The sequence below is a fragment of the Paenibacillus sp. FSL H8-0280 genome, from assembly GCF_045040665.1.
Classification (GTDB): Bacteria; Bacillota; Bacilli; order Paenibacillales; family Paenibacillaceae; genus Paenibacillus; species Paenibacillus xylanexedens_A.
In genome coordinates, this window is sequence record NZ_CP150296.1 from 1,487,336 (window position 1) to 1,510,392 (window position 23,057).

At 45.0% G+C, this 23,057-nt stretch carries 23 protein-coding genes; 17 read left to right on the forward strand and 6 right to left on the reverse strand.

Annotation, left to right across the window (positions count from 1 at the left end; all coding sequences use genetic code 11):
* Nucleotides 1-166 precede the first annotated feature (166 nt).
* The 8 genes from tatA to MHI12_RS06565 all read left to right on the forward strand — a co-directional run bounded on the left by tatA (nucleotide 167) and on the right by MHI12_RS06565 (nucleotide 6,370).
* On the forward strand, nucleotides 167-415 hold the full coding sequence (gene tatA / locus MHI12_RS06530) for a twin-arginine translocase TatA/TatE family subunit (protein ID WP_036611264.1): 249 nt from the start codon (nucleotides 167-169) through the stop codon (nucleotides 413-415).
* A gap of 78 nt (nucleotides 416-493) precedes the next feature.
* A complete protein-coding gene (gene tatC, locus MHI12_RS06535; protein ID WP_017690078.1) occupies nucleotides 494-1,276 on the forward strand; it encodes a twin-arginine translocase subunit TatC in 783 nt (260 codons plus the stop codon).
* 399 nt (nucleotides 1,277-1,675) lie between these two features.
* The gene (gene groES, locus MHI12_RS06540; RefSeq protein ID WP_017690077.1) at nucleotides 1,676-1,957 is read left to right on the forward strand and encodes a co-chaperone GroES; all 282 of its coding nucleotides are present in this window, start codon (nucleotides 1,676-1,678) and stop codon (nucleotides 1,955-1,957) included.
* Nucleotides 1,958-2,030: 73 nt separating this feature from the next.
* Nucleotides 2,031-3,665 (forward strand): chaperonin GroEL, encoded by a 1,635-nt coding sequence (groL, locus tag MHI12_RS06545; protein WP_036611259.1) that lies wholly within the window; start codon nucleotides 2,031-2,033, stop codon nucleotides 3,663-3,665.
* 227 nt (nucleotides 3,666-3,892) lie between these two features.
* Nucleotides 3,893-4,306 carry a hypothetical protein gene (locus MHI12_RS06550; RefSeq protein ID WP_341010129.1) on the forward strand — a complete coding sequence of 138 codons (414 nt, stop codon included), beginning with the start codon at nucleotides 3,893-3,895 and terminating at the stop codon, nucleotides 4,304-4,306.
* Between the two features lie 119 nt (nucleotides 4,307-4,425).
* Complete coding sequence (locus MHI12_RS06555) at nucleotides 4,426-4,662, forward strand: hypothetical protein (protein ID WP_341010128.1); 237 nt, start codon at nucleotides 4,426-4,428, stop codon at nucleotides 4,660-4,662.
* 221 nt (nucleotides 4,663-4,883) lie between these two features.
* Nucleotides 4,884-5,936 (forward strand): flavin-containing monooxygenase, encoded by a 1,053-nt coding sequence (locus MHI12_RS06560; RefSeq protein WP_405171900.1) that lies wholly within the window; start codon nucleotides 4,884-4,886, stop codon nucleotides 5,934-5,936.
* A gap of 86 nt (nucleotides 5,937-6,022) precedes the next feature.
* Nucleotides 6,023-6,370 (forward strand): hypothetical protein, encoded by a 348-nt coding sequence (locus MHI12_RS06565; RefSeq protein ID WP_341010126.1) that lies wholly within the window; start codon nucleotides 6,023-6,025, stop codon nucleotides 6,368-6,370.
* A gap of 282 nt (nucleotides 6,371-6,652) precedes the next feature.
* Here the strand turns inward: MHI12_RS06565 and MHI12_RS06570 are convergent, their stop codons facing one another.
* Together MHI12_RS06570 and MHI12_RS06575 are read right to left on the reverse strand one after the other, a co-directional pair.
* Nucleotides 6,653-7,384 (reverse strand): hypothetical protein, encoded by a 732-nt coding sequence (locus tag MHI12_RS06570; RefSeq protein ID WP_405171901.1) that lies wholly within the window; start codon nucleotides 7,382-7,384, stop codon nucleotides 6,653-6,655.
* A 151-nt stretch (nucleotides 7,385-7,535) separates the two neighbouring features.
* The gene (locus MHI12_RS06575) at nucleotides 7,536-10,655 is read right to left on the reverse strand and encodes a glycoside hydrolase family 2 TIM barrel-domain containing protein (RefSeq protein ID WP_405171902.1); all 3,120 of its coding nucleotides are present in this window, start codon (nucleotides 10,653-10,655) and stop codon (nucleotides 7,536-7,538) included.
* 105 nt (nucleotides 10,656-10,760) lie between these two features.
* Here MHI12_RS06575 and MHI12_RS06580 point away from each other — a divergent pair, with 105 nt between their 5' ends.
* Complete coding sequence (locus MHI12_RS06580) at nucleotides 10,761-11,615, forward strand: AraC family transcriptional regulator (RefSeq protein WP_405171903.1); 855 nt, start codon at nucleotides 10,761-10,763, stop codon at nucleotides 11,613-11,615.
* Between the two features lie 5 nt (nucleotides 11,616-11,620).
* Here MHI12_RS06580 and MHI12_RS06585 read toward each other — a convergent pair whose 3' ends face one another.
* Nucleotides 11,621-13,675 (reverse strand): helix-turn-helix domain-containing protein, encoded by a 2,055-nt coding sequence (locus tag MHI12_RS06585; RefSeq protein WP_405171904.1) that lies wholly within the window; start codon nucleotides 13,673-13,675, stop codon nucleotides 11,621-11,623.
* 262 nt (nucleotides 13,676-13,937) lie between these two features.
* Here MHI12_RS06585 and MHI12_RS06590 point away from each other — a divergent pair, with 262 nt between their 5' ends.
* From MHI12_RS06590 to MHI12_RS06620, 7 genes are all read left to right on the forward strand, one after another.
* Nucleotides 13,938-15,158, forward strand: coding sequence for an amidohydrolase family protein (locus tag MHI12_RS06590; protein WP_405171905.1), 1,221 nt, complete (start codon nucleotides 13,938-13,940; stop codon nucleotides 15,156-15,158).
* 61 nt (nucleotides 15,159-15,219) lie between these two features.
* Entirely contained in the window at nucleotides 15,220-16,386 is a 1,167-nt protein-coding gene (locus tag MHI12_RS06595) for a hypothetical protein (RefSeq protein ID WP_339785611.1), read from the forward strand.
* A 256-nt stretch (nucleotides 16,387-16,642) separates the two neighbouring features.
* A complete protein-coding gene (locus tag MHI12_RS06600) occupies nucleotides 16,643-17,578 on the forward strand; it encodes a helix-turn-helix domain-containing protein (RefSeq protein ID WP_405171906.1) in 936 nt (311 codons plus the stop codon).
* 27 nt (nucleotides 17,579-17,605) lie between these two features.
* Entirely contained in the window at nucleotides 17,606-18,094 is a 489-nt protein-coding gene (locus MHI12_RS06605) for a DinB family protein (RefSeq protein WP_036668991.1), read from the forward strand.
* A 188-nt stretch (nucleotides 18,095-18,282) separates the two neighbouring features.
* Complete coding sequence (locus MHI12_RS06610; RefSeq protein ID WP_339785605.1) at nucleotides 18,283-18,570, forward strand: hypothetical protein; 288 nt, start codon at nucleotides 18,283-18,285, stop codon at nucleotides 18,568-18,570.
* Between the two features lie 176 nt (nucleotides 18,571-18,746).
* Nucleotides 18,747-19,439: a hypothetical protein gene (locus MHI12_RS06615; protein WP_405171907.1), complete on the forward strand. Its 693-nt coding sequence runs from the start codon at nucleotides 18,747-18,749 to the stop codon at nucleotides 19,437-19,439.
* A gap of 119 nt (nucleotides 19,440-19,558) precedes the next feature.
* The gene (locus tag MHI12_RS06620; protein WP_405171908.1) at nucleotides 19,559-20,080 is read left to right on the forward strand and encodes a GNAT family N-acetyltransferase; all 522 of its coding nucleotides are present in this window, start codon (nucleotides 19,559-19,561) and stop codon (nucleotides 20,078-20,080) included.
* Between the two features lie 35 nt (nucleotides 20,081-20,115).
* On the opposite strand, the gene MHI12_RS06625 is transcribed toward MHI12_RS06620, so the two are convergent.
* The 3 genes from MHI12_RS06625 to MHI12_RS06635 are packed head-to-tail and all read right to left on the reverse strand — an operon-like array spanning nucleotide 20,116 to nucleotide 21,726.
* A complete protein-coding gene (locus tag MHI12_RS06625; RefSeq protein WP_405171909.1) occupies nucleotides 20,116-21,144 on the reverse strand; it encodes a hypothetical protein in 1,029 nt (342 codons plus the stop codon).
* 53 nt (nucleotides 21,145-21,197) lie between these two features.
* On the reverse strand, nucleotides 21,198-21,359 hold the full coding sequence (locus MHI12_RS06630) for a hypothetical protein (RefSeq protein WP_405171910.1): 162 nt from the start codon (nucleotides 21,357-21,359) through the stop codon (nucleotides 21,198-21,200).
* A gap of 16 nt (nucleotides 21,360-21,375) precedes the next feature.
* A complete protein-coding gene (locus tag MHI12_RS06635) occupies nucleotides 21,376-21,726 on the reverse strand; it encodes a hypothetical protein (RefSeq protein ID WP_341010113.1) in 351 nt (116 codons plus the stop codon).
* A 437-nt stretch (nucleotides 21,727-22,163) separates the two neighbouring features.
* Between MHI12_RS06635 and rhaD the strand changes: the two genes are divergently transcribed.
* The gene (gene rhaD, locus MHI12_RS06640) at nucleotides 22,164-23,009 is read left to right on the forward strand and encodes a rhamnulose-1-phosphate aldolase (protein WP_405171911.1); all 846 of its coding nucleotides are present in this window, start codon (nucleotides 22,164-22,166) and stop codon (nucleotides 23,007-23,009) included.
* Nucleotides 23,010-23,057 lie beyond the last annotated feature (48 nt).

Below are 23,057 nucleotides of genomic sequence, written 5' to 3' on the forward strand. Positions count from 1 at the left end.
CGTTGTTAGATTGTTCTAGTGACATCTCTTATTTGTGAATTTTGCGGGTTATGTAAGTGGTTACATCTATGGTATGATGGGCTTAAATTAAGAACGCAGCAGAGACATCTATGAACATCTGGCCGAGTATGCGCATCTTCGAAGCTTGAGACGAGGAGGAATATCAATGTTAAGTTCCATTGGACCTACGGGTTTTATTTTGCTGGCCGTGATTGCATTGTTGTTGTTTGGACCCAACAAACTTCCGGAACTGGGACGTGCAGTTGGGCGTACCTTCCGTGAATTCAAAGAGGGCGCTCGCGAGATTATCTCTGAGGATGACTCGTCCAATCGCAAAGAGCAGGAGAAGGCGAAACCGCTGGCGGCTGAGAGCACACCTGCAGACAAGCCTGCTGATAAACGCCTGCCGGAATAATCTTGACGGCAATGAAAGAGAAATCCCTTCCTGCCGGAAGGGTTTTGTATTTTAAGCTGGCAATAATGGGGGGCAGGCATGACGCAGCAAATGGAAGAAATGTCGATTACGGAACATCTGAGTGAGCTGCGGAAGCGGCTGATCTACGTATTAAGTATATTTGTGCTGGGACTGATTGCAGGATTTTTTGTGGCGGACCCGGTATACCAATATCTGACCAAGGCAGAGTCGGCAAAAGGTTTTGTATTACATGCCTTCTCGTTCTGGGACGGGATTGGCATCTACATGAAGATTGCCGGTTTGTTTTCACTTATTATTACGCTGCCGTTTACGGTGTATCAGATCTGGAAGTTTGTTAGTCCAGGGCTAAAGCCGCGCGAGCGTAAAGCAACGCTGAAGTATGTGCCCTATGTGTTTCTTTTATTTCTGACAGGTATGGCTTTCTCGTATTATGTTATTTTTCCGATGGCACTCGCCTTCACAACAGCGATTACGGAGAAGATGGGACTTGTGGAGACCTACGGGATGAAACAGTATTTCAGCTTCCTGTTTGGCATTGTGCTGCCTGTGTCCCTGTTATTTGAACTTCCTTTACTTATTATGTTTCTGACAGGACTGCGGATTCTGAATCCAATTCGTCTTCGAAAAATGCGCAGAGTCTCTTATTTTGTTCTGATCTTCATTGCAGTGGTTATTACACCACCAGACTTTATTTCCGATCTGCTGGTGATGATTCCCTTACTGCTGTTATATGAGATCAGTGTGTTATTATCCGCAATCGTATATCGCAAGCAGCTTGCAGCCGATGAAGAGATCGAATCCCGCTACGTTCGTGCCGAGGATAAGAAACATGCGGGCTGAATGAGGATAAGCTGTAATTTGCCCGGAAAAGACGGTATGTTCTTATCCGGGCTATTTCTGTAGACTGCCGACAACACGACAGGACAAGCAGGCATATTATGTTCAACAATGGATACAATGGGGAAGGGACTGTCTGTTAACGTTGCAGAAGGGTCAAACAATTTCGTAGAATAAGATTAGTGAATTGCAACATAGAACCAGGCACAGCGGGTGTAATTTGGCTATGTTTGTGTAAATTCAACGTAAATTCTCGCAGGAATTCGTCAAAAGGACTTGAAATCATGCTTCAAGTTGAGTATCATAAAGTTGGTTGTTAGCACTGAACACTGTCGAGTGCTAATACATATGGCTACAACCTACAATGTAACGTTATATAATTTCAAAAGGAGGCTATTTTTCATGATCAGACCTTTAGGTGAACGCGTATTGGTAGAACCACTGGAGCAAGAACAAACAACTTCTTTCGGGATCGTACTCCCGGACTCCGCCAAAGAAAAACCGCAAGAGGGTAGAATCATTGCAGTTGGTGCTGGAGTATTGAAAGACGGCGTACGTGTAGCTCTGGAAGTGAAAGAAGGAGATCGCGTTATTTTCTCCAAATATGCCGGTACAGAAATCAAATTCGAAGGTAAAGAATATTTGATTATGAAAGAGAGCGATATTCACGCGATTCTCGACTAATTCAAATTTAATCGGATAACCGAACCATATAGCACGACCATTTTCCAACAAAAACTAGGGAGGTTTTCTTAACATGGCTAAAGACATTAAATTCAGTGAAGACGCTCGTCGCTCCATGCTTCGTGGTGTGGACGCATTGGCTAATGCAGTAAAAGTAACACTCGGTCCTAAAGGCCGCAACGTGGTTCTGGAGAAAAAATTCGGAAGCCCGCTCATCACTAACGATGGTGTAACCATTGCTAAAGAAATCGAACTGGAAGATGCATTCGAGAACATGGGTGCACAACTGGTTAAAGAAGTAGCAACAAAAACCAACGATGTTGCCGGTGACGGTACTACAACAGCAACTGTACTCGCGCAAGCGCTGATCACAGAAGGTCTGAAAAACGTAACTGCAGGCGCTAGCCCAATCGGTATCCGTAAAGGGATCGACAAAGCGGTTAAAGCTGCGGTTGCTGAATTGCAATCCATCTCCAAACCAATCGATTCCAAACAATCCATCGCACAAGTTGCAGCAATCTCTGCAGCTGACGAAGAAGTAGGCGAATTGATCGCTGAAGCTATGGAAAAAGTAGGTAAAGATGGCGTAATCACAGTAGAAGAATCCAAAGGATTCGCTACAGAGCTTGAAGTGGTTGAAGGTATGCAATTTGACCGTGGATACATCTCTCCTTACATGATCACTGATACGGACAAAATGGAAGCTGTTTTGGACAATCCGTACATCCTGATCACAGACAAAAAAATTTCCAGCACGCAAGATATCTTGCCATTGCTTGAGAAAATCGTTCAACAAGGCAAACCGCTGGTATTGATCGCTGAAGATATCGAAGGCGAAGCACTGGCTATGCTGGTTGTGAACAAATTGCGTGGTACATTCAATGCTGTAGCTGTTAAAGCTCCAGGATTCGGTGACCGTCGTAAAGCAATGCTGCAAGACATCGCTGCCCTCACTGGTGGCCAATTGATCACGGAAGAACTGGGTCTGGACCTGAAATCCGCTGTTGTGGAACAACTGGGTACAGCTCGTCAAATCCGCGTAACAAAAGAAAACACAATCATCGTTGACGGTGCTGGTAACAAATCCGATATCGATGCACGTGTTAGCCAAATCCGTACACAATTGGAAGAAACAACTTCCGAGTTCGACAAAGAGAAACTGCAAGAGCGTCTGGCTAAATTGTCCGGCGGTGTAGCAGTAATCAAAGTTGGTGCGGCTACTGAAACAGAATTGAAAGAACGCAAACTTCGCATCGAAGATGCCCTGAACGCAACTCGCGCAGCGGTTGAAGAAGGTATCGTATCCGGTGGTGGTACAGCGCTCATGAACGTATATAGCGCGGTTGCGGCTGTAGCTCTGTCCGGTGACGAGCAAACAGGCGTAAACATCGTCCTGCGTGCTCTGGAAGCACCAATCCGCACAATCGCAGCTAACGCTGGCGAAGAAGGTTCCGTAATCGTGGAACGTCTGAAAAAAGAACAAACAGGCATCGGCTTCAACGCTGCAACTGGCGAGTGGGTTAACATGATCGAAGCGGGTATCGTTGACCCTGCGAAAGTAACTCGTTATGCATTGCAAAACGCGGCTTCCGTAGCAGCAATGTTCCTGACTACTGAAGCGGTTATCGCTGACAAACCAGAACCAGCAGGTGCTGGTGGCGGAATGCCTGACATGGGCGGTATGGGTGGAATGGGCGGCATGATGTAATAAAGGTGTAAAAACCTTTAAAGCATCATGTGCCTGGCATAGTGAATTCTCGTTACGATGTGACAAGAATTTGTGAAGCAGTCACTGATACAAATTATAAATAATACAAAAACCACTTCTTAGTAATTATTAAGGAGTGGTTTTTGTGTTATTGAGTATTTTATAATCAAAGTTAGTATCAAGAGATATGGAGGTCATATATCATTAAACTTATTAGAAAAATGATAGTGGCAGGTTTGGTGTCTGCTGCTGTTATCATCTTAATTTATAATTTCACTTCCACTTCTGAAGGGAGAGTAGCAAATGAACCTAGAAGTACTCCATCAACTCCATTAACAGTAATCAATAATGAGGATTTCGCAGGTACTACAAATACGCATCGGTTTGATATTCCAGCAGGATTTAGTTATGTGAAAGTGAGTTTTAAAAACACGGGTTCGAAACACTTCACGTTCACGATCAATGAAGGATCTACTAGTGGAACCCGGATAACGTCTGGCAGTGTTCCGGCAGATGGAAAAGAGCATACATATTATAGTGACAAAGCATTGTCGACGGGCTCGTATTATGTGAGTACCTCTTCTGCGCAAGGGATGTCTGGCGCATTAGATGTTTCTTTGGGAACTGATGCTTATAAATGATTTGGGAATTCGCTCTAAATGTAGATTTGAAGCCATGAGATTGAAGCCTTGTTTCTATGATTTCGTATGTACAGTGATACATAGAAGGTTTATTAGGAACTATTTGAGGAGGAAATGATTTGAGAAAGGGTACAAAGTGGACATTGTGGATACTGGGCTTGATGCTCGCTGCAATATTTATCAACTTTTTTATGAATCTATATAGCTTCGCTTATGCGCTGATTACGGTGCTGTTACTTGCCTTTATGGGGTGGGGGTTCTTAGCGAAATTAAAGAACGACGTTCGTCAGCATGAAGATTACCATAGAAGAGAGCACCAGTCTGCGATCGATGACATTGATCGATACACCAGGTAATAACTAACTAACGAACAAAAGAACATAGCATACTTAGGATCATAGTTACTTTACATGCAACCTACGCTGAAATGAGTAAAGGCTCCCGTCAGGGAGTCTTTTTAATGTTGTTTTTTTTAAAAAAGTAGGGATGTTTTCTTCTATTGCTAAACAGACAGTTGTTAAGTAAAATTAACATATGAATAAGTACTCATATATTAATACATAAAACGATATTGGGGATGATACATATGTACGATGTATTGGTTATCGGAGCTGGGCAAGCAGGTTTGGCAGCAGGTTACTATCTTCAGAGTTCGGGGTTAACCTTTTTAATTGTTGACGTTGCCTCAACTGTTGGGCAATCTTGGCGTAAACGGTACGATTCCTTGCGTCTTTTCACCCCGCGCATGTATGATGGATTACCCGGAATGCCTCTTAGTGGTAATAAAAATAGCCTGCCAAGCAAAGATGAAATTGCAGATTATTTTGAAAACTATGCTAAACAAATGGAGCTTCCAATAAAGTTAAACTGTGAAATCTCCCGTCTCTCGAAGCAAGATGAGGTGTACTATGCTGAAACCAATGATGGAATGATTGAAGCGCGCAATATTATCGTTGCGACGGGACCTTTCCAGAACAAGAATGTTCCTCATTTTGCGAAATCATTATCCGAGAATGTGATTCAGCTTCACTCATCAGAATATAAAAATATCTCTCAATTGATCCCTGGAACAACAGTAGTTGTAGGCGGAGGGAATTCAGGTGCCCAAATCGCTGTAGAGTTAACATCAGATGAACAACAAACCGTATACATATCCATAGCTCGAAATATAACCTTTAGGCCTTTGCATATCATGAAACGAAGTATATTCTGGTATTTTGAAAAGCTCGGAATATTACGTGCAAGTGCAGATCGTATGGTTGGAAAATGGTTGCGAAATCAGCCTGAGTACGTATATGGCTATGAGTTAAAAGAGTTGATGACCCAGGGAAAAGTTAACATGCGCCCACGTGCTATTAATGCAATAGATGATCGCATCCTATATGAGGATGGTAGTGAGACAACAGTAGACAATATTATTTGGGCGACTGGGTTTAAGCGAAATGATGGTTGGATCGATATCAATACTGCTTTGGATGACCAAGGTGTAATTATACACGAGAGAGGCGTATCACCGGTTGCTGGACTGTACTTTGTAGGGCTACCTTGGCAAACATCACGGGGTTCAGCACTTTTGGGATGGGTTAAATACGATGCTCAGAAAATCGTTAATCATGTGATACAAAGGTAAGACGCATTATATTAGGCAGATGCTCGGGATGAGTAGAAAATATCATAACTCACATTTTTGGGTATATTCCTAAAAGGAGGGATTTGATGAAATTATTCAAACTGCCAATTATTCTTTGTGTTATAGTACTTTTATCTATTGTCTCAGCTTGTGGTGCTGATGATAGGCTACACGGAAAAAGCGATAACTGGGATGTGTCTCTTCAGAGGTCAACAGGGATCTATAGTATTACTTATATAGGTGATGAAAAGCGTATAAAAGATTTTGTGTTTGACCTTACCGGCAATAATATAGACCAACAGGGGAAAGCGCTTGAAGAACAAGGGGTACCGTTCAGTATGTCGGGAACGGTTACTGAGGCGGAGAATACGAAAGATCCAATTACCTTTAAAATGAGTTGGAACAATCAGAGCGAGATTGTAACTTTTGAGTAACTCTCGCATGCGGGAGGTGTTCATCATTGGACTTATGGCAACTATTAATCGCCTGGATATGCATTGTTTGTTGGATTGTCACTTACAAAGATAAGATCAGTAAATGGATACTGTACCCTGTATCGCTTTTTTGTATAGTGATCACTTTAATTTTTTGGCTTACTAATCCATAAAATAGGAAAATGTTAGATCAGAGACTGTGACTACTGAATTATCCAAAAAAAGTACATATCCCACGTCAGGCCGTTCCTTCATGGAGCGGCCTTTTTGCACAATCGCATCTTATTTCGCAACAGTTATCTCAAAAGTCGAGTGCTCATGATCCTGTACGCTGAAGCGATATTCAAATCCATTTCGAACCGTCGCTCCATCAAAATCAGACTGATTCACATCACGATCCAATAGACCGATATCCTGGATGACATCTTGTGCATCGTTATACGTGTACTCACTATTGGTTGTGAGAATGAGTGTGGCGATAGCAGTCATAAAAATTCCACCTGTTGGTTTACGCGTATCACCAGTTCCGTACAACCTGACTTCCTGTATGCTCTCATCTGCATTCACTGCACCAACCAAACGCAACTCGTCATTGAATACATACTCGAAAGTGCCAGTGCCCTGCTCAGAAGACTCTTTCATATTCAAACGGGTAATACTCAAACCATTCAGCCGGTATTTGCCCACGGCGCCATTAAACTTGTTTTTAAATTCATCGGTAGTCATGTGGAGGCCAGAAAGTTTAATCTGGGGTGAAGTTGCCGGATTTTTTTCTGTTGTAGCGTCACTTGATTCGTGTTCCAACGCCTGATCAATTTCAGACTGAGTAGGGTTCGAAGATAAAGTCAGCATGCCATACAATCCTATTGAAGCAATCGCAAAACAAGCCGTCGTTAGAAAAATATATTTGATCGGCAACCTATTACCTTTGCGAATAGATAAGAGCATCAGAACAACAAATACCAAAAAAGTAATAAAGCCAATAATGAAGAGAGTGGTAAACAGATATTGCAAATTCTCACCTCGTAATAGAGTAATAGCTGGTAAAGATCTTTTCTTGCATCTCATTCATTATAATGTTCCCATGACAAAGTTCAAACTCCCACTATTCACTGCCCCAACAAAAAAACACTGCCGGCATGCTGCCAGCAGTGCTTGCTTGATGTTATACAGGTCTTACCGTAAAGGTGAAGTGATACGCGCGGTTGGCTGGCAAGGTGTATTCAGCGTGGGTACGTGCGCCCCAGCTGTCATCTCCGCCAACACCCATTTGTTTGTAATTGATGCGGGCAACGGTTTGTGTGCTCTGAGGTAATTTGTACACATGGTCGTTTGCTTCCAGTTCCTCCGGTGTCCACGGCAACGCATTAATTTCAAATGGTATGGTGGCTTCAACATGAAGGCCAAGCTGACCATCCGCTGACGTAATTTCTGCAAAACGTACATCCGTTTTGTTACCACACTCTTGTGGTTTCAGATATGGAACAAATTGATCTCGAACCGCACCTGTGTAATAACCGAGACGTGCACTGGTTAGACGGTCTGCATAATTGTCATGTGGGCCTCTGCCGTACCAAGAGATTGTATCCAAGCGGTTATTCAGTTGAAGCAGCATACCAAATTCCGGTAGATCGGGTAAGCCCTCGCCTGGAATAAGAGTTTGGCTGATTTCGAGCACGCCATCCGGATCGATTCGGTACGTAATGGACAGCGTACATCCCGGATGTTGATCCCACGTATAATCGGTCGTCACGAGAATGCCTTGTTCGTCTGCATGGTGCTCGAAACGAATTAATCTGCTAGTAGCGTGAGCATCTCTCCAGAACGCAGAACGCTCATTCAGGCGGTTCCCCATATCGTTGTCTGTCATGGCTCTCCAGTAATTCGGCCGGACAGGTGCGAGCAATTGCTCCTGATTGTTGATCTGATAGGATGTTAACGCGCCAGTGGCTGGATTGAAGCTCAACGTGGCTTGGCCTGTAGATACTTTCAATTCATCTTGCAGATCCTGTACCTGTGGCGCATTGTCTAGTCCTTGACGCATCGGTTGGAGTGGACGCAATCTCGGAGATACCACGAACTGATCCCAAGCAATTTCGTGACCTACTCTTGCCCATTTGGTTGCCACTTTTGTAACCAGAGATACAGTCAGCACCGCTTCCTGGAACAAATCGGATGATGGCGTGTACGGGATACGGACTTCAGCCGATTCGCCAGGAGGTACCGCGATATCCAACGTGCCGTTCTCTACGGATACACCATCGTGAGTTACTGTCCATACGAGCGAATATTCGCTCAGATTCGTGAACAGGAACTGGTTTCGGATGCGCAGCAGGCCGTCTTTTATATCAATAGCCTCCATACGAACGTTCTGATAACATTTCTTCACTTCTTCCAGCTTCGGTGTAACCGTCTTATCCGCCAGAATCAGTCCGTTCCCGCAGAAATTGCCATCATGAGGGGATTCACCGAAATCGCCGCCATAAGCAAAATATTCTACACCGTCTGCCGTAGTGGTACGAATGGACTGATCGACCCAGTCCCAGATGAATGCACCCTGCAACACATCATATTTATCGAACAACTCCCAATACAGATGCAGACCTCCACAGGAGTTACCCATGGCATGGCTGTATTCGCAGATAATATAAGGTTTCTTCGGACCCTTCATGCGCGCGTATTGCTCCACATCTTGTGGGCTGATATACATTGTCGATTCAATATCGCTTGCAGAATCAGAAGGGCGATAATGGAAGGTGCCTTCATAATGAACGAGACGGGTTGGATCGACTTGTTTCAGATAATCGTACATGGCGATGAAGTTATCGCCGCCGAAGGATTCATTACCCAGAGACCAGATAATCACGGACGCATGGTTTTTGTCCCGCTGGAACATCGAGTTACAGCGATCTATTACGTTATTACGCCATTCCGGCTTGCTCGCGGGAATATTGTTTTCATTCATTTCCTTTTGCCCATATTCCCAGGTGCCGTGAGTTTCCAGATTCGTTTCGTCAATGACATAGAGGCCATATTCATCACACAGTTCGTACCAGAGTGACTGATTCGGATAATGGGATGTACGCACCGCGTTAACGTTATAGGACTTCATCAACTCGATGTCACGGATCATGTCTTCCCGCCCAATGGCTCGACCCTTATCCGGGGAAAATTCATGACGATTGACGCCTTTGAATACAATGCGTTTGCCATTGATCTGCATCAGGCCGTCCTTCAGTTCAAACTTGCGGAATCCGATCCGGCTGCGAACAGCCTCCAGTGTTTCGCCTGATTCGTCCTGAATGGACAGCACAAGTGTATATAGATGAGGGGTCTCGGCGCTCCAAAGAAGAGGCTTCATAACCTCTGCTGACAACTGGAATGAAAGTTCATCCTCACCCTGGAAAGTAACCTCCACAGTAAGTGGTTGCTCCAGTACAGTTTGCTGCTGTGCATCATAGAGCTGCGCCTGAACGGACAATCCGGCAGGGGTCTGCGCGGCATTATGATTAAATAATTTCAAATCCAGCAGTAGCTCCGCATCCTGATACGCGTCATCCAGTTCAGTACGAACAAAGAAATCGGCGATCTGAACTGGTGAAGGTGAATGCAGGTATACACCACGGAAGATGCCGCTTAACCGCCAGAAATCCTGATTCTCCAGCCAGCTCGCATCACACCAGCGATATACCTCCACAGCGAGATTGTTCTCACCTTCCGTTAGATACGAAGTGATATCGAATTCTGCGGGCGTGAACGTGTCTTCACTATAACCGACGAGTTCCCCGTTGACCCATACATAAAAGGCAGATTCAACGCCCTCAAAATGAAGCAGGACAGGCCGGTCTTTCCAGTCTGCAGGAACAGTAAACGTGCGGATGTACGAACCCACCGGATTATAAGTTGTTGGTGCAAATGGTGGCTTCAATTCAGGCTCACGCTCGACCCACGGATACGTCATATTTGTATAGTGGGGATAATCGTAACCTTGCAGCTGCCAGTTGGAAGGAACGGCGATCTCGTCCCAGTCACTGGCATCATAGTTGTTCTCATAAAAGGATGTAATCCGTTGCTCCGGTGTCTCCGCAAAGGCAAACTTCCATTGACCATTCAGTGATTCGTACCATGGCGATGCGCTGGAATCATTGGACAATGCTTCTGTTATAGATGGAAACGCTACCATAGACGCATGTGCGGGTAGACGGCCTACTTGAAAAGTCTCGGGATTGTTGTTCCATTCCGGGTATCCATTGGCCGGAGGGGTGTGTACCAGTTTCTTTCGCATAACAGCAACTCCTTCTGAAATGTTATAATATTGTCATTATAGAATTGAATGATGACTTAGAGAATAAAGAATATTGCCCATATATATCACAATATGAAACTAACGATGGAGAAAGTGGTGTACTGGATGGATACCCGGATTTTTTTTGGTAAAACAGAAGAAGCTGCTCGCCTGCCGATCTATATGACCACGGTTGGTTACTGGGAACACCAATATGAAACTGAGCGTCCAGAGGGATTCCCGGATTATCAGATCCACCAGATTATTCATGGTCAGGGGAGGCTGATTATACAAGAAGACGAGTATATCGTCGGGCCGGGTGACGTTTTCTTTCTGTATCCCGATGTTCCGCATCGATATATGCCCATCAGTGACCGCTGGGAGCTGGCGTGGGTCTCGTTTCAGGGGAGAGAAGCCAGCCAGTTATTATCTTATGCGGGGATAACCGGTTCACGTGTATGCAGACTCAGGACAGCCACACTGCTGCATGGCCTAGAGCAACTTCTGGTTAGAGGAGAGAATGACGGTGATACGGATTACGCAGATTACGATGTGGAGTGTTCCAAACAATTATATGCCCTGCTGTTGGATCTGAAGCCACTGCTCATCGCATCCGCCAATTATAATGATGAACTGGAGCGCTTGAAGCCTGTGCTGCGTTATATCGCAGAGCATCTGGATCGTTCGCTTTCGCTGAAGGAACTGGCCGATGTGGCTGTGGTATCTCCCCAATATTTGTGTAGGCTGTTTCAGAGGGCACTCCATACCAGACCTGTATTTTACGTGAACCAGGAACGGATCAATCGAAGCAAACAACTCATGTTCAGTGAGAGAGAGCTTCGAATATATGAAGTGGCTGATCGGGTGGGTTACGAGAACGCCAGTTATTTCTGTGCGATGTTCAAAAGGCATACAGGCATGAGTCCGGAGCGTTTTCGCAAACTGCACGGACTGAATTGATGGAGTTACAATTTTAGTGCTCCACTCGCGGTAGGAGCAACAGAGTACACTTCACTTAAATGACATGCCAGATACACCTTCATCCAACCCTCGGAATCGTTCAGATCAACACCTAGAATCTCCTCTATTTTGCGCAGGCGCAGGTACAACGTATTGGTATGAATATGCAGACGTTCGGCTGTGGTTTGCACAGATCGATTCGCGGCAATGTAGGTTTTGAGTGTGAGTTCAAGCTCTCCTGATTTTTGCTGTTGAAGAGGGGACAGAATTTCGTGAATGTAGTTCTCGATATCGGAAGGTTCCTGGTTCAGAAACAGCCGATTGATCCCGATTTCTTCGTAGAGCATCAGGCCCGCTTTGTTTTGTTTCAGCAAAAAGGACAATGAGCGTGTAGCCTCGTCATTGCTTTTGCACACATACTCAAGCCCTTGATAAAGTCCACCGATACCAATGGATAGGGCAGGAGTCTTAGAGGTGGTCCATTTCTCCACAGCCGTTTCCAGCCTGCTGATGATCCAGTGTCTGACCTTGGGCTCGGATGCAGCAGCCAGAATCGTAATTTTGTGATGTGCACTGAACAATAGATGTTCGCGGGTGCCCAGCTCCTTTTCGATAAATCCAATCAACTTGCGCACCCAATTTTCAGTTGTTTTCATATCGGGATGTTCCCCATAGAGCTGCAATTGAGCGACGAACAAGGACTGATGGGCTGGCAACCGAAAGCTGGAAAGTCGTGCCTCCAACTGCTGTGGTTCTCTATATTGCACGAGATCGCTGAAGAAATCATGGTTTTTCCGATAGGACATCTCGGTGATTGAGTAGGTATTCACCATCTCCAGCATCACAATAGCTCCGCCTTGTTCCAAAATCACATGATCCAACTGACCTAACGGATGATCTAATTGGATGGCAAAACAGCCAAGCACCAGAGATCCGTTCACAATGGGATAGAGGTAATAATCGCTATGATCCGTTCCACTGGATAAGGTGATGGGGTTAAACTGACTGTCCAGAGCGGTATAGATATCGAGCTCACTTAGCAAGACACTTTCCGGGATGAGCGGGTACCAGTCATTTCTCGCCATGTCCACATAATAGGTGGGAAGTTTCAGCATCGACCCAACCGTCTCAATGATATGTCCGAGGCTCACATGTTCAATGGAAAGTGCCGTGAATTGATTATGAATTTCATTGCGGCTAACGAGATATCGGTTCGTTTCCAGCAGTTCTGAATACATGGTGGCGTTAGAGATGGCAATGGCTGCCTGATCTGCAAATCCCTGCATCACATTCAGATCATGTGGGGCAAATCGTCTGTTTTGTTCAAATTGGTATACCAACATTACCCCGATTTTGTGGGTGTTCATTGTCACGGGAACGGCGATAAGTCCTTTTGCCATAATACCGTCAGGCAGTGAACTTACAATGATATTCGCATTCTCCTGACTAACATTGCCCATATCTTTAAAGGCATCATCCGGTGTGCTATACATTCGGCCAATGCCTTCCTCGTATACTTTTCCCGTAATGCCCTCATCCAGCTCGCCCTGATATTGATACACGCTATCCTGAAAACCAACTTTGGCTCTAGGAATCATCTTGCCAGAGTCCGGATCAACCATCATGAACAGTCCGCAGGAAAGGGAGGGGATGACATGGAGCGCATTTTCCATGATTTTGAGTAACAAATCGTTCAGCTCTAGGGAACAGGTCAGCTCCCGCAGTCCGGTCAACCATCGATCATTGTGTGCACGTTCCTTCTCAATCTGTTGCTTCAGCAGTCCTTCCCGAATCAAAGACTCCAGACGTTCACTCTGTAGCAGGGTAAGTTGCTTCTGGGTATCGATAACCACACGAATGTTGATGTTAGACAAAAAAACAAACGTATACCTGAGAATCTTCCAGGATGACTCAATCTGTTCTTGATCTATATATTCAGGTAACTCTCCTTCACGCAGCCAGTTATTCCACTGGAAATCATATTCATCCTTGATCCAGATTCCGTACGGAACAGACCCAAAGACTTGAACCATAAATGAGCGAACCGCTTCATGAATCATAGCAAACGTACTCCTTTTGTGTTCACATGGCAAAATGCTTACATATATAACATGATCTTCACTATGCTGTGTGATTTATATTTTATATTGTGTATATCACCATAATTAATATCAAAATGCTGTTGTTATCAACAATGACATTATACATTTGCAACTTATATAATGTCATTAACTTTAACACGATACAATTTCATCGTAGTACAACAGTAGAGCTGTAAATAGTTGAACTTGCAACCAAGTCTGAAAATGAGGTGGAGTACAGATGAGTCAAATTACTGCTTTTGTAGGTGCATTGTTGATTGATGGACAAGGTGGAGAGCCTGTTTCCGATAGTGTGGTCCTGGTTGAGAACGGGAAATTCATAGCTGCGGGTGCGAAAGCAACCGTTCCAATTCCGGAACATGCCGAGCTTGTTGATGTATCAGGCAAAACGGTGATGCCAGGATTAATCGATGCCCATGTCCATGTACACGGGGCCAAAAATCTAAATATGGCTGCGGTGGCGCTGGAAGCCAATGAACTCCAGATGGGGAGAGCACTTCAGGATCTGCCGAAGCTGATCAACGCAGGATTTACAACCGTCAGGGATGTCGGTAGCCATGTTGCTGTATACATTCGTGATCTGATCAAGGAAGGTGTGGTGAAGGGGCCGCGGGTTAAAACTTCCCGTCATATGCTCTCTCAGACGGGTGGGCATGCAGATATCCATATGATTCCAACGGAACTGAATATCTTCACCGTGTGTGACGGGGTTCCGGAAGTCATTAAGGCAACACGCACGCAGTTCCGTGAAGGGGCGGATTTCATTAAAGTGTGTTCCACAGGCGGGGTACTTTCGGAGAAAGATGACCCTCGCTGGTCGCAATTCCGCATGGATGAGCTGAAGGCGATCGTATATGAAGCGGAAGCGGTACAGTCTTATGTGGCTGCACATGCGCAAGGTGCACAGGGGATCAAAAATGCGTTGGAAGCGGGCGTACGCACCATTGAACACGGGATCTACATTGATGAAGAAGGCATTGGCATGATGCTGGATCAAAAGGCGGTTCTGGTTCCAACGCTGGCCATTGTACATCGGATCATCAAAGAAGGGCATAAATACGGTGTTCCCGAATTTGGCATCCGCAAAGCCAAAAGTGTATATCAGGAGCATATTGAGAACATGATTATCGCGCGTGAGGCAGGCGTAACCATTGCAGTAGGGACAGACTTCTGCACGTGTGCACCTGTTGAGCATGGCGGGAATGCACTCGAACTTCGATTGCTTGTTGAAGATGTTGGATTTACGCCGATGGAAGCGATCGTAGCCGCAACAAGAGATGCGGCGAGAGCGATGCAGATGGAAGCGGAGATCGGTACGATTGAGCCTGGCAAAGCTGCTGATCTGCTGGTACTGAATGTGAATCCATTGACGGATATTGGGCTGCTCGAAAACACAGAGAATATCGAACAGGTCTATTTATCAGGTGAACGCTTGAAATAAGAAAGATGGTTCTACGTGAACTGAACTGCACTGACAACATAGAGAATGGGGAGAAGTCACCATGTTTAGTCAACCGATATATATCGCCACAGTATTACTAGTTATTTTAGCTATAGGGGAACTGGTTTCGATCTGGTCCAAAGCGCGAATTCCTTCCTTGCTTGTTATTCTGATCGGATATTTGCTGCTGAACTGGGCGGGGTTATTTCCTAAAGGAGTGGTATCCAGCTCTGCTCTGACGGCGTTCGGGGCTCTCATGGTGGCTCCGCTGATTGTACACATGGGAACATTAATACCGCTGAAATTAATACGTTCCCAATATAAAGCAATACTGATCTCATTGTTCGCATCACTCACGGCGACAGGTCTTATCCTGTTAATCGTATCACCGTTCTATGGTTATCCTACGGCTGTTGCAGGATCAAGTCCGGTTGTCGGTGGCATTATCTCTTATCTGATCACAACAACGAAGCTGCAAGAGATGAACCTGGGTCATCTGATTACAATTCCGGCTGTTATTCTGGGTATTCATTCCCTCGTGGGGATGCCGATTGCAACCAATATGTTGCGCAGATATGCGCTGAAACTGCAGAAGCAGGGTGCTTTTGAGAACAAGGTTGCAGGGGAAGGACATGTGAACATTAAAGAAGAGAATGCCAAAACATTCCTTCCACAGCGATTCCAGACCGCACCTATCCTGCTGTTGCTCTTGTTCATTATGGGTAGTCTCTCCATTTATCTAGGCAATGTAACCGGACTTAGCTACAGTATCTGGGCTCTGTTGCTCGGGGTTCTGGGACATCTGATCGGACTGTTCCCATCTCGTATTCTGGATAAAGCAAGTACATCGGGAATTGCCATGATAGGTCTGATCGTAGTCGTTATGACAAGTATGGAGTCGATCACTTTTGATGCGGTGGTTAGTTCCATTATTCCAGTGTTGTTCATTATCGCAATCGGTGTAATCGGGGTGCTGATCGGTGGATTTGTTGGCTCCAAGCTGTTCAAATGGGACCCGCTTAAAGGTCTGCCTGTGGCACTGACTGCACTATTCGGTTTTCCGGGGGACTACATTATCTGTGAGGAAGTAAGCCGTTCAGTTGGACGTGATGAAAATGAACGCAAAGCCATCCTCGATGAGATTTTAACGCCGATGCTGGTAGGTGGATTCACAACGGTCACAACAGCATCCGTGTTAATTGCGTCCATACTGATCAAGACACTTTAAGAGGTTGTTCAAAAACGTTCTTTTCGGACATGCACTATAAGAAAAATTGATGTTTTTTTCATCCCAATTTCAGTTTCCATTAAGGTTGGGAAGGTAAGATAAGTCTTGTAAACCCCTTCTCGTGTTAAATAGATGTGTGACTGGCCCTATCGGATTGTCCTCCGGTAGGGCACTTTTTTTCTTCATTTCCTCGGTTGATGGTATGATAGATAAATACATAATGTGTAACCAACTCTAGTGACCGGAGGATGGAATTGTGGATCACAGTTTGCACCCGTTGTTTAAACCTATTCAGATGAATGGAACGTACCCTAACAGTTATTATGTTGAGAAAATACCTGTTGCCGGTCTGATGGCTTACGTGGCCTGTTATTGGGAATCAGGATCTCTTCCGAACACATATGCGGATGTTGCTAAGAGAGAATGTCCAGAGCGATCGATGACGACTGTACCTGCCCGGGTATTGCCGGATGGTTGCACGGACATGCTGATTACATACGACCCAGTCTGTTCAGAGCACTCCTATGCTTACTGTGGCAATTATACACAGCCGTTCGCTGTACCTGAGCCATCCGATGATGGTTCCCCTGCTGGAGACTACACCTTTGGTGTCCGGTTTTTCCCGGGTGGAGCGCATGTCTTCCATGGCATGCCTCTGGAGTGGTTTACGGATAAGCGAATTGCACTTCAGGAATGTTGGCCGGAGAAGCTGAACGCGCTTCAGGAACGGATGGCCGAAACGAATAGTTTTGCAGAGCGAGTAGAGGTTATGAATGCGTACTTGAGTCCGTTTCCCGTGCAGGCAAGCACATCTGAGAACAATTTGATGAAAAACGTGCTGCACCGCATCTTTATAGATGGGGGACGTATGAGTGTCCAGGAGCTGGCGATGCGTGAAGTGATCAGTGAACGGCAGCTGCATCGCAAGTTCTCGGAATGGGTAGGAATCAGCCCCAAGCGATTCAGTGAGGTGGTTCGTTTTCATCGTGTGCTGAGCGATATTCATCAGGGGAACACGGCAGACTGGGCAATGCTTGCCCAGAATCATGGATTTTTTGACCAAGCCCATCTAATTCGGCAATTTCGCAAGTTTTATGGAGAGACTCCGTTGACGGCAGCCAGGGAGCATGGCAGGATGTTGTCCGATTTGTACAATAGATCTGCAGCACCTTCGGTTATACTGAAGTCGTGAGAATAAAAGATAAGGGAGACATCATATATGAATGGAACATTGCAGATTCGGGATCACTTGTTAAATGAATTGGAAACAGGCGTACGGACGGGGGCTTCGTTAATTCGCTTGATCCGTTCGGAGGATTGGTCGTATCGTCCACAGGAGAATATGCGTTCATTGGTGGAGCTTGTGCATCATTTTATCCAGATTACCGCATCCGATCTTGCCATTATGCAGGAAAAAGGTGAAGCTGAGGTTGGGCTGGTAGAGAATAGCCTGTCGGGGATTGAGGATATCGAGAAGCTTGAAGCAACATTATGGAGCAATTTCGAATCCTACAAAGCGTATATCAAAGGATTGAGCGAAGACGACTTTTTGAATCGTTCAACAAAAGCTTTTTATATGGAACATGGTCACTTGCAGGTTCAATGGCAGATTGAAACGGTAACGCATGTATTCCATCACCGTTCGCAGCTGTATAACTATCTCAAGCAGCAGGGCCATGAACTAAACTTTTTCATGCTGTATGCGTAATTAAATCTGTAATACTAAAGTAAGCTTAGTTGGCTTCACCGGATGGTCCGGTGGGGCTTTTTTGCGTACATTCGTCTATCAATCTATGGAGTCTATCAAAATTGGACATTATGACGCTGGTAATTCACCGTTGCTTTAATAGATTTCAAGCATAGAATACCGTATCACAGCAAAAGGAGGTGATTTCGATGGCCATCCTTTTACCGCAACAGTTTTACAATCTTCCAGCAGGTGTAGGTAAGTCTTACTACGAAAACTTGGCTGGAGGCACCAATGCCAGCGCTACAGTGAACAACTTTGGACCTTTTCCGGTATCTCTCGTGATTACACGTGTTAATGCACCAGTAGTCACTTACGTTGTTCCTGTAAACAGCAGTCTTACCATTTCTGCAGGTGGAGTTCTGGTGTTTGCCTTGTTAGCTAACCTTGGAGGCGCAGCTTCCGGAACAATTCAATTTGCCACAGCAGATTTGTAATTGATGTGGACTGGATTGGAATGGCCTCTGTCGGACATCTTGTCGACGGGGGTCTTCTTTTTTTATGTGGAACCTTCTGGATTGAAAGTGATATTATACTAGAGTCTTATTATTTGATTTATTAATAGGTTGTTATAAGAATGAATTTCTTATACAGCGAGAGAAAGGGAGATTTGATGTTTAGAAAGATGTTCATCTGTATTTTGGGGATAACCTTAGGGTTGTCTGTAATTCTGTTACCACATGTTGCTCAGGCTGCGACTGAGTTGGCTACTCTGGAGTATGGCAATGGGGCTACATATTATGGAGAGACCAAAGATGGAAAACCTCACGGGAATGGAACCATGACCTGGGGGAAAACCAAAACCTACAAAGGAAGCTGGGCACAGGGGAAACGTTCGGGACATGGTGTATATAAAGTTATAACACGCAGTGAGGACAGAATTACAGAGTCCAAGTATGATGGGAACTGGAAGAATGACAAGAAAGATGGTAAAGGTAAACTTCATGTTAACGAAATAGCTTTGACTGGATATATGCTGGAATCGCGAATCCAAACAGGGACATTTGCAAAAGATCAGTGGATTGCAGGCTATGATGTACGAAATGGAGAATATGATCCGCCATATTCGTTTCTTTACAAAGATTCGAAATTGAGACTCGAAATTTGGGGAGATATCGGAAATATTTTGAATGGATTAAAGAATAACTATTTTTTCTTGTTTACATACCAAAAGGGAAAAGTATATAAAAGTGTTGGTGTTGGAGATGAGTATAATCCTAAGCAATTTAGTTCCTTCATAAAAAGTGTAGAGAAAGAGATCAAGCCTCACATCAATCAATTTGAGGAATTGGCTAAGCAATTATAAGTGTAATTAGAAGGTATGAACGTATACAGATTATAAATGTTGTTTATCCTGACGGTCATTCGATTAATTTAAGGTATAGGCGGCACGCAGATTGGTGTTGGCATACAGGAGGTTAGTGGATGATGAATAGAACAATCTTATTTGAAACAGAACGGTTGGAATGTGCGACTTGGAACGAAGGAGATCGTGCGCTGGCGTTTGCATTGTGGGGCGATCACGAGGTTGCAAAATGGATTAGCAGCAAGGGATTTCTGAGTGAGGATGAAGTAGAAGCGCGATTAACACAGGAGATTCAAAGGCAGAAGGAAGCGGGAGTGCAATATTGGCCCCTTTTTGAGAAAGAGTCGGAGGTGTTTGTCGGTTGCTGTGGCCTGCGTCCGTATTCTTCAGAAGAGGATATGTATGAATTGGGATTTCATCTAACCCGGGATCACTGGGGCAAAGGGTATGCGCAGGAAGCGGCACGGGCGGTAATTGGTTATGCCTTTGACACAATGAATGTGAAGGCACTGTTTGCCGGGCATCATCCGGATAATGAAGTGTCACGTCACATCTTGATCAAGCTGGGATTTGAGTATACAGGTGATGAACGTTATGAACCGACAGGAAAGATGCATCCATCGTATGTGCTGCGAAAATAAGAAACCCCCGACCAGTGAAGGACAGGGATTACATGTTAGGCGATACTGAATAATACGGTTTTGGTTCCCACAAGTATAGATCCGCTGTTAACAAAATAATAGTTGGAGGCGGCATCCAGCGTTAAAGGTCCTGTCCAGGTGATCGTAGCAAACTGACTACTGAATATGCCTGTTGGAGGGACGTCACTTAAGGCGAGTGTAACGGTCACATTGCCATTAATCGTGGAATTGGTAATGTGGGAGTATCCTCTTACATTAATGGTACTGTCTGAAGTACTATCTACCATCCGTTGAATATTCAAACCGTTATGAACCATGGTGTTGATGCGACTGTGATACAGGTACGTATTCAGATTACCCATATGACCCGATTGTACAATATTTCCTACGACTCTGGCATTGAGCAGTTGAAATTCAATGGTCGTGAACGGGTCACCCACAGCCACGTTCTGAAAAGTGACGTCACCGCTTATAATGGCGCCGTCCGTGTAGTTGGTATGCGTACTGACGGACGTGCCGTCATTAAACGTTCCTATAACCGTAACAGGACGAGCATCAAATGCAGGTCCCTGAACCAGATAGACATCTTCTGCAGCCTGGCTTGTCTGGATCGTGACATTGCGGGGAATGGAAGAAGCGAAGTTGGCCAGATCCGAATTTCCGAGTTGCCAGGGGCCAAGTCCCAAAATTTGCACATGTCTTGCGGGAGGAATAACAATGTCTTCATTGAAGGATGAATTGCCGGCAATTAGAATAATCAACCGGGCTCTCATGCCAAAAGTAACCGCAAGAGGGCTGTTCGTGGCTGCGTCGATAGCAGCCTGCAGAGAATTAAATGGATCAAAGGGTGATCCGGTACCCGGTCCAGGAGCACTGGAATCCGCCCAGTAAATTGTCTGTCCCCACTCGAAGTCGGGAGTGCCACCTTCAGCACCCAGCAACTCAGAAGTCACTAGTCGATGGGCAGCGACCAATTGTCCTGTGGCATTTTTGCCCCACATGGAAACGTCGGTTAAGCTCTCCGCCAAGCCACTGGTAGTGAAAATAAATTCGAAGCCATCCAAGTTTGCAAAATAACTCTTGGTGAAGACTTCATTGGGCGCAAGCGAGATAGATTCTAGTACATAAAGGTCCGCGTTCCGTTCAGCGCATATCCTTCGATAAGAACATTTGAGGCGTTGATTGGATCTTCGTTATCTATTTTGACAGTAACCGATTGGGTGAGTCTTGATCCGGATACCAGATTGTTCTCAATGGGTCCGGATGAGATTGTGGCCATCTTTGTTTCCCTCCTTTTATAGAACTAGTTCATTCGAAACAATGCGATGTGCGGTGACGATTTGCCCGTTACTGTCTTTTCCCCACACTGAAATTTCAGTTGATGCAGCTGCGCCTCCACCCGTTGTGAATACATATTCGTATCCATCCAGGTTGGCAAAGTAGGTTTGAGAGAAGACTTGCCCGGGGGTCAGATTAACGGATTGAAGCACATATAAGGTCCTCGTTCCATTCAGGAAATAACCTTGAATGAGTACATTGGACGTATTGATGGAATCGGTGTTGACCATTTTGATGGTGACTTGTTGTGTAGGCCTGCTGCCACCGGAGAGATTGTTCTCGATCGGGCCTGTAGAAAGGACTGCCATAGGTTCATCTCCTTTTTTATGAATGTCTTTTCCTGAGAAAAGCTAGAATAGCATATGTTAGAATTGACGAAAGCGTTTGGACAGAGAGATATATGTACTGACGGAAAAGAAGGCACTCAAATTTCTGTCCAGAGGGGATATATGTTTTCATGCTTTTTTTATTTCGCTTTCAGCTTCTATTAAGGTAGCGGAGGTATGATAACTCTTGTAAACCCCTTCTCGTGTTAAATAGATGTGTGACTGACCCCGCCGGACGCCGGTGGGGTATTTTTTTGTTTTATTTTCAAATAAACAAAACTAAACAAAAATAAATAAAAGTGTATTTCTGTGTTTTTTATTGACTATCAAAGATAAACAAAGGTATAATGAATGTGAAATAAAGAACTTACTATGTACGTGGCAAGCCATATGATTTTCAATATAAGGAGAGATTGATCATGAACGTGACCCTTACGAATGACACAACACAGGTTGCAGGTTTCCATATTCCATTTGTCCGTGAGATGGCTGAGATTACACAACATATGTGGAAAAATGGCTGGGATGAGCGTAATGGTGGTAATGTCAGCTATCTGCTGGAGGAAGAGGAAGTTGCCCAATATATTGATATCAATCATGTGATTCGCAAGATCAAACCGGCATTTTCGGTGCAGGAGCTGGCAGGCAAGTATGTTATCGTGACCGCATCGGGCAAATATTTCAAAAATGTACTCGCTGATCCCGAGAGTAATCTGGGGGTGCTGCGTGTATCGCAAGATGGACAGGAGTTGGAAGTGCTCTGGGGATTGAAGTCGGGCGCGAATCCAACAAGTGAGTTGCCTACACATTTCATGAGCCATATCGAACGTCTGAAATTGGACCCCAACCACCGGGTTGTCATGCACAACCATGCCACTCATGTATTGGCGATGACGTTTATACACGAATTGGATGAAGCAAAATTCACCAAGACCCTCTGGCAGATGTGCACGGAGTGTGTGGTTGTATTCCCGGATGGGATCGGTATTATTCCATGGATGATTCCTGGATCGAACGAGATTGGCCGCGAAACGGCTGAGAAAATGAAAGAATATCACGCGGTCATCTGGCCGCAACATGGCATCTTTGGAACAGGTACAACGATTGATGAAGCTTTTGGTCTGATTGAGACGATTGAGAAGGCAGCCCAGGTGTTTATGCTGGTTGCCGGTCACGAGATCCGGCAGAGAATTACGGATGAGCAGCTGACCACACTGGCGCAAGCGTTTGGTGTTACCCCTCGTCCCGGCATTCTGGGCAGTTAATATAGTCAACGCATAGATCAAGGAAGTGGTCTTTGGTTCACTGAACCA

Coding starts and splice junctions, on each gene's coding strand:
- tatA (WP_036611264.1), top strand. CDS start 167: ATGTTAAGTTCCATTGGACCTACGGGTTTTATTTTGCTGGCCGTGATT.
- tatC (WP_017690078.1), top strand. CDS start 494: ATGACGCAGCAAATGGAAGAAATGTCGATTACGGAACATCTGAGTGAG.
- groES (WP_017690077.1), top strand. CDS start 1,676: ATGATCAGACCTTTAGGTGAACGCGTATTGGTAGAACCACTGGAGCAA.
- groL (WP_036611259.1), top strand. CDS start 2,031: ATGGCTAAAGACATTAAATTCAGTGAAGACGCTCGTCGCTCCATGCTT.
- MHI12_RS06560 (WP_405171900.1), top strand. CDS start 4,884: ATGATACATATGTACGATGTATTGGTTATCGGAGCTGGGCAAGCAGGT.
- MHI12_RS06565 (WP_341010126.1), top strand. CDS start 6,023: ATGAAATTATTCAAACTGCCAATTATTCTTTGTGTTATAGTACTTTTA.
- MHI12_RS06575 (WP_405171902.1), bottom strand. CDS start 10,655: ATGCGAAAGAAACTGGTACACACCCCTCCGGCCAATGGATACCCGGAA.
- MHI12_RS06580 (WP_405171903.1), top strand. CDS start 10,761: ATGGAGAAAGTGGTGTACTGGATGGATACCCGGATTTTTTTTGGTAAA.
- MHI12_RS06585 (WP_405171904.1), bottom strand. CDS start 13,675: ATGATTCATGAAGCGGTTCGCTCATTTATGGTTCAAGTCTTTGGGTCT.
- MHI12_RS06590 (WP_405171905.1), top strand. CDS start 13,938: ATGAGTCAAATTACTGCTTTTGTAGGTGCATTGTTGATTGATGGACAA.
- MHI12_RS06595 (WP_339785611.1), top strand. CDS start 15,220: ATGTTTAGTCAACCGATATATATCGCCACAGTATTACTAGTTATTTTA.
- MHI12_RS06605 (WP_036668991.1), top strand. CDS start 17,606: ATGAATGGAACATTGCAGATTCGGGATCACTTGTTAAATGAATTGGAA.
- MHI12_RS06610 (WP_339785605.1), top strand. CDS start 18,283: ATGGCCATCCTTTTACCGCAACAGTTTTACAATCTTCCAGCAGGTGTA.
- MHI12_RS06615 (WP_405171907.1), top strand. CDS start 18,747: ATGTTTAGAAAGATGTTCATCTGTATTTTGGGGATAACCTTAGGGTTG.
- MHI12_RS06620 (WP_405171908.1), top strand. CDS start 19,559: ATGATGAATAGAACAATCTTATTTGAAACAGAACGGTTGGAATGTGCG.
- MHI12_RS06630 (WP_405171910.1), bottom strand. CDS start 21,359: ATGGCCACAATCTCATCCGGACCCATTGAGAACAATCTGGTATCCGGA.
- MHI12_RS06635 (WP_341010113.1), bottom strand. CDS start 21,726: ATGGCAGTCCTTTCTACAGGCCCGATCGAGAACAATCTCTCCGGTGGC.
- rhaD (WP_405171911.1), top strand. CDS start 22,164: ATGAACGTGACCCTTACGAATGACACAACACAGGTTGCAGGTTTCCAT.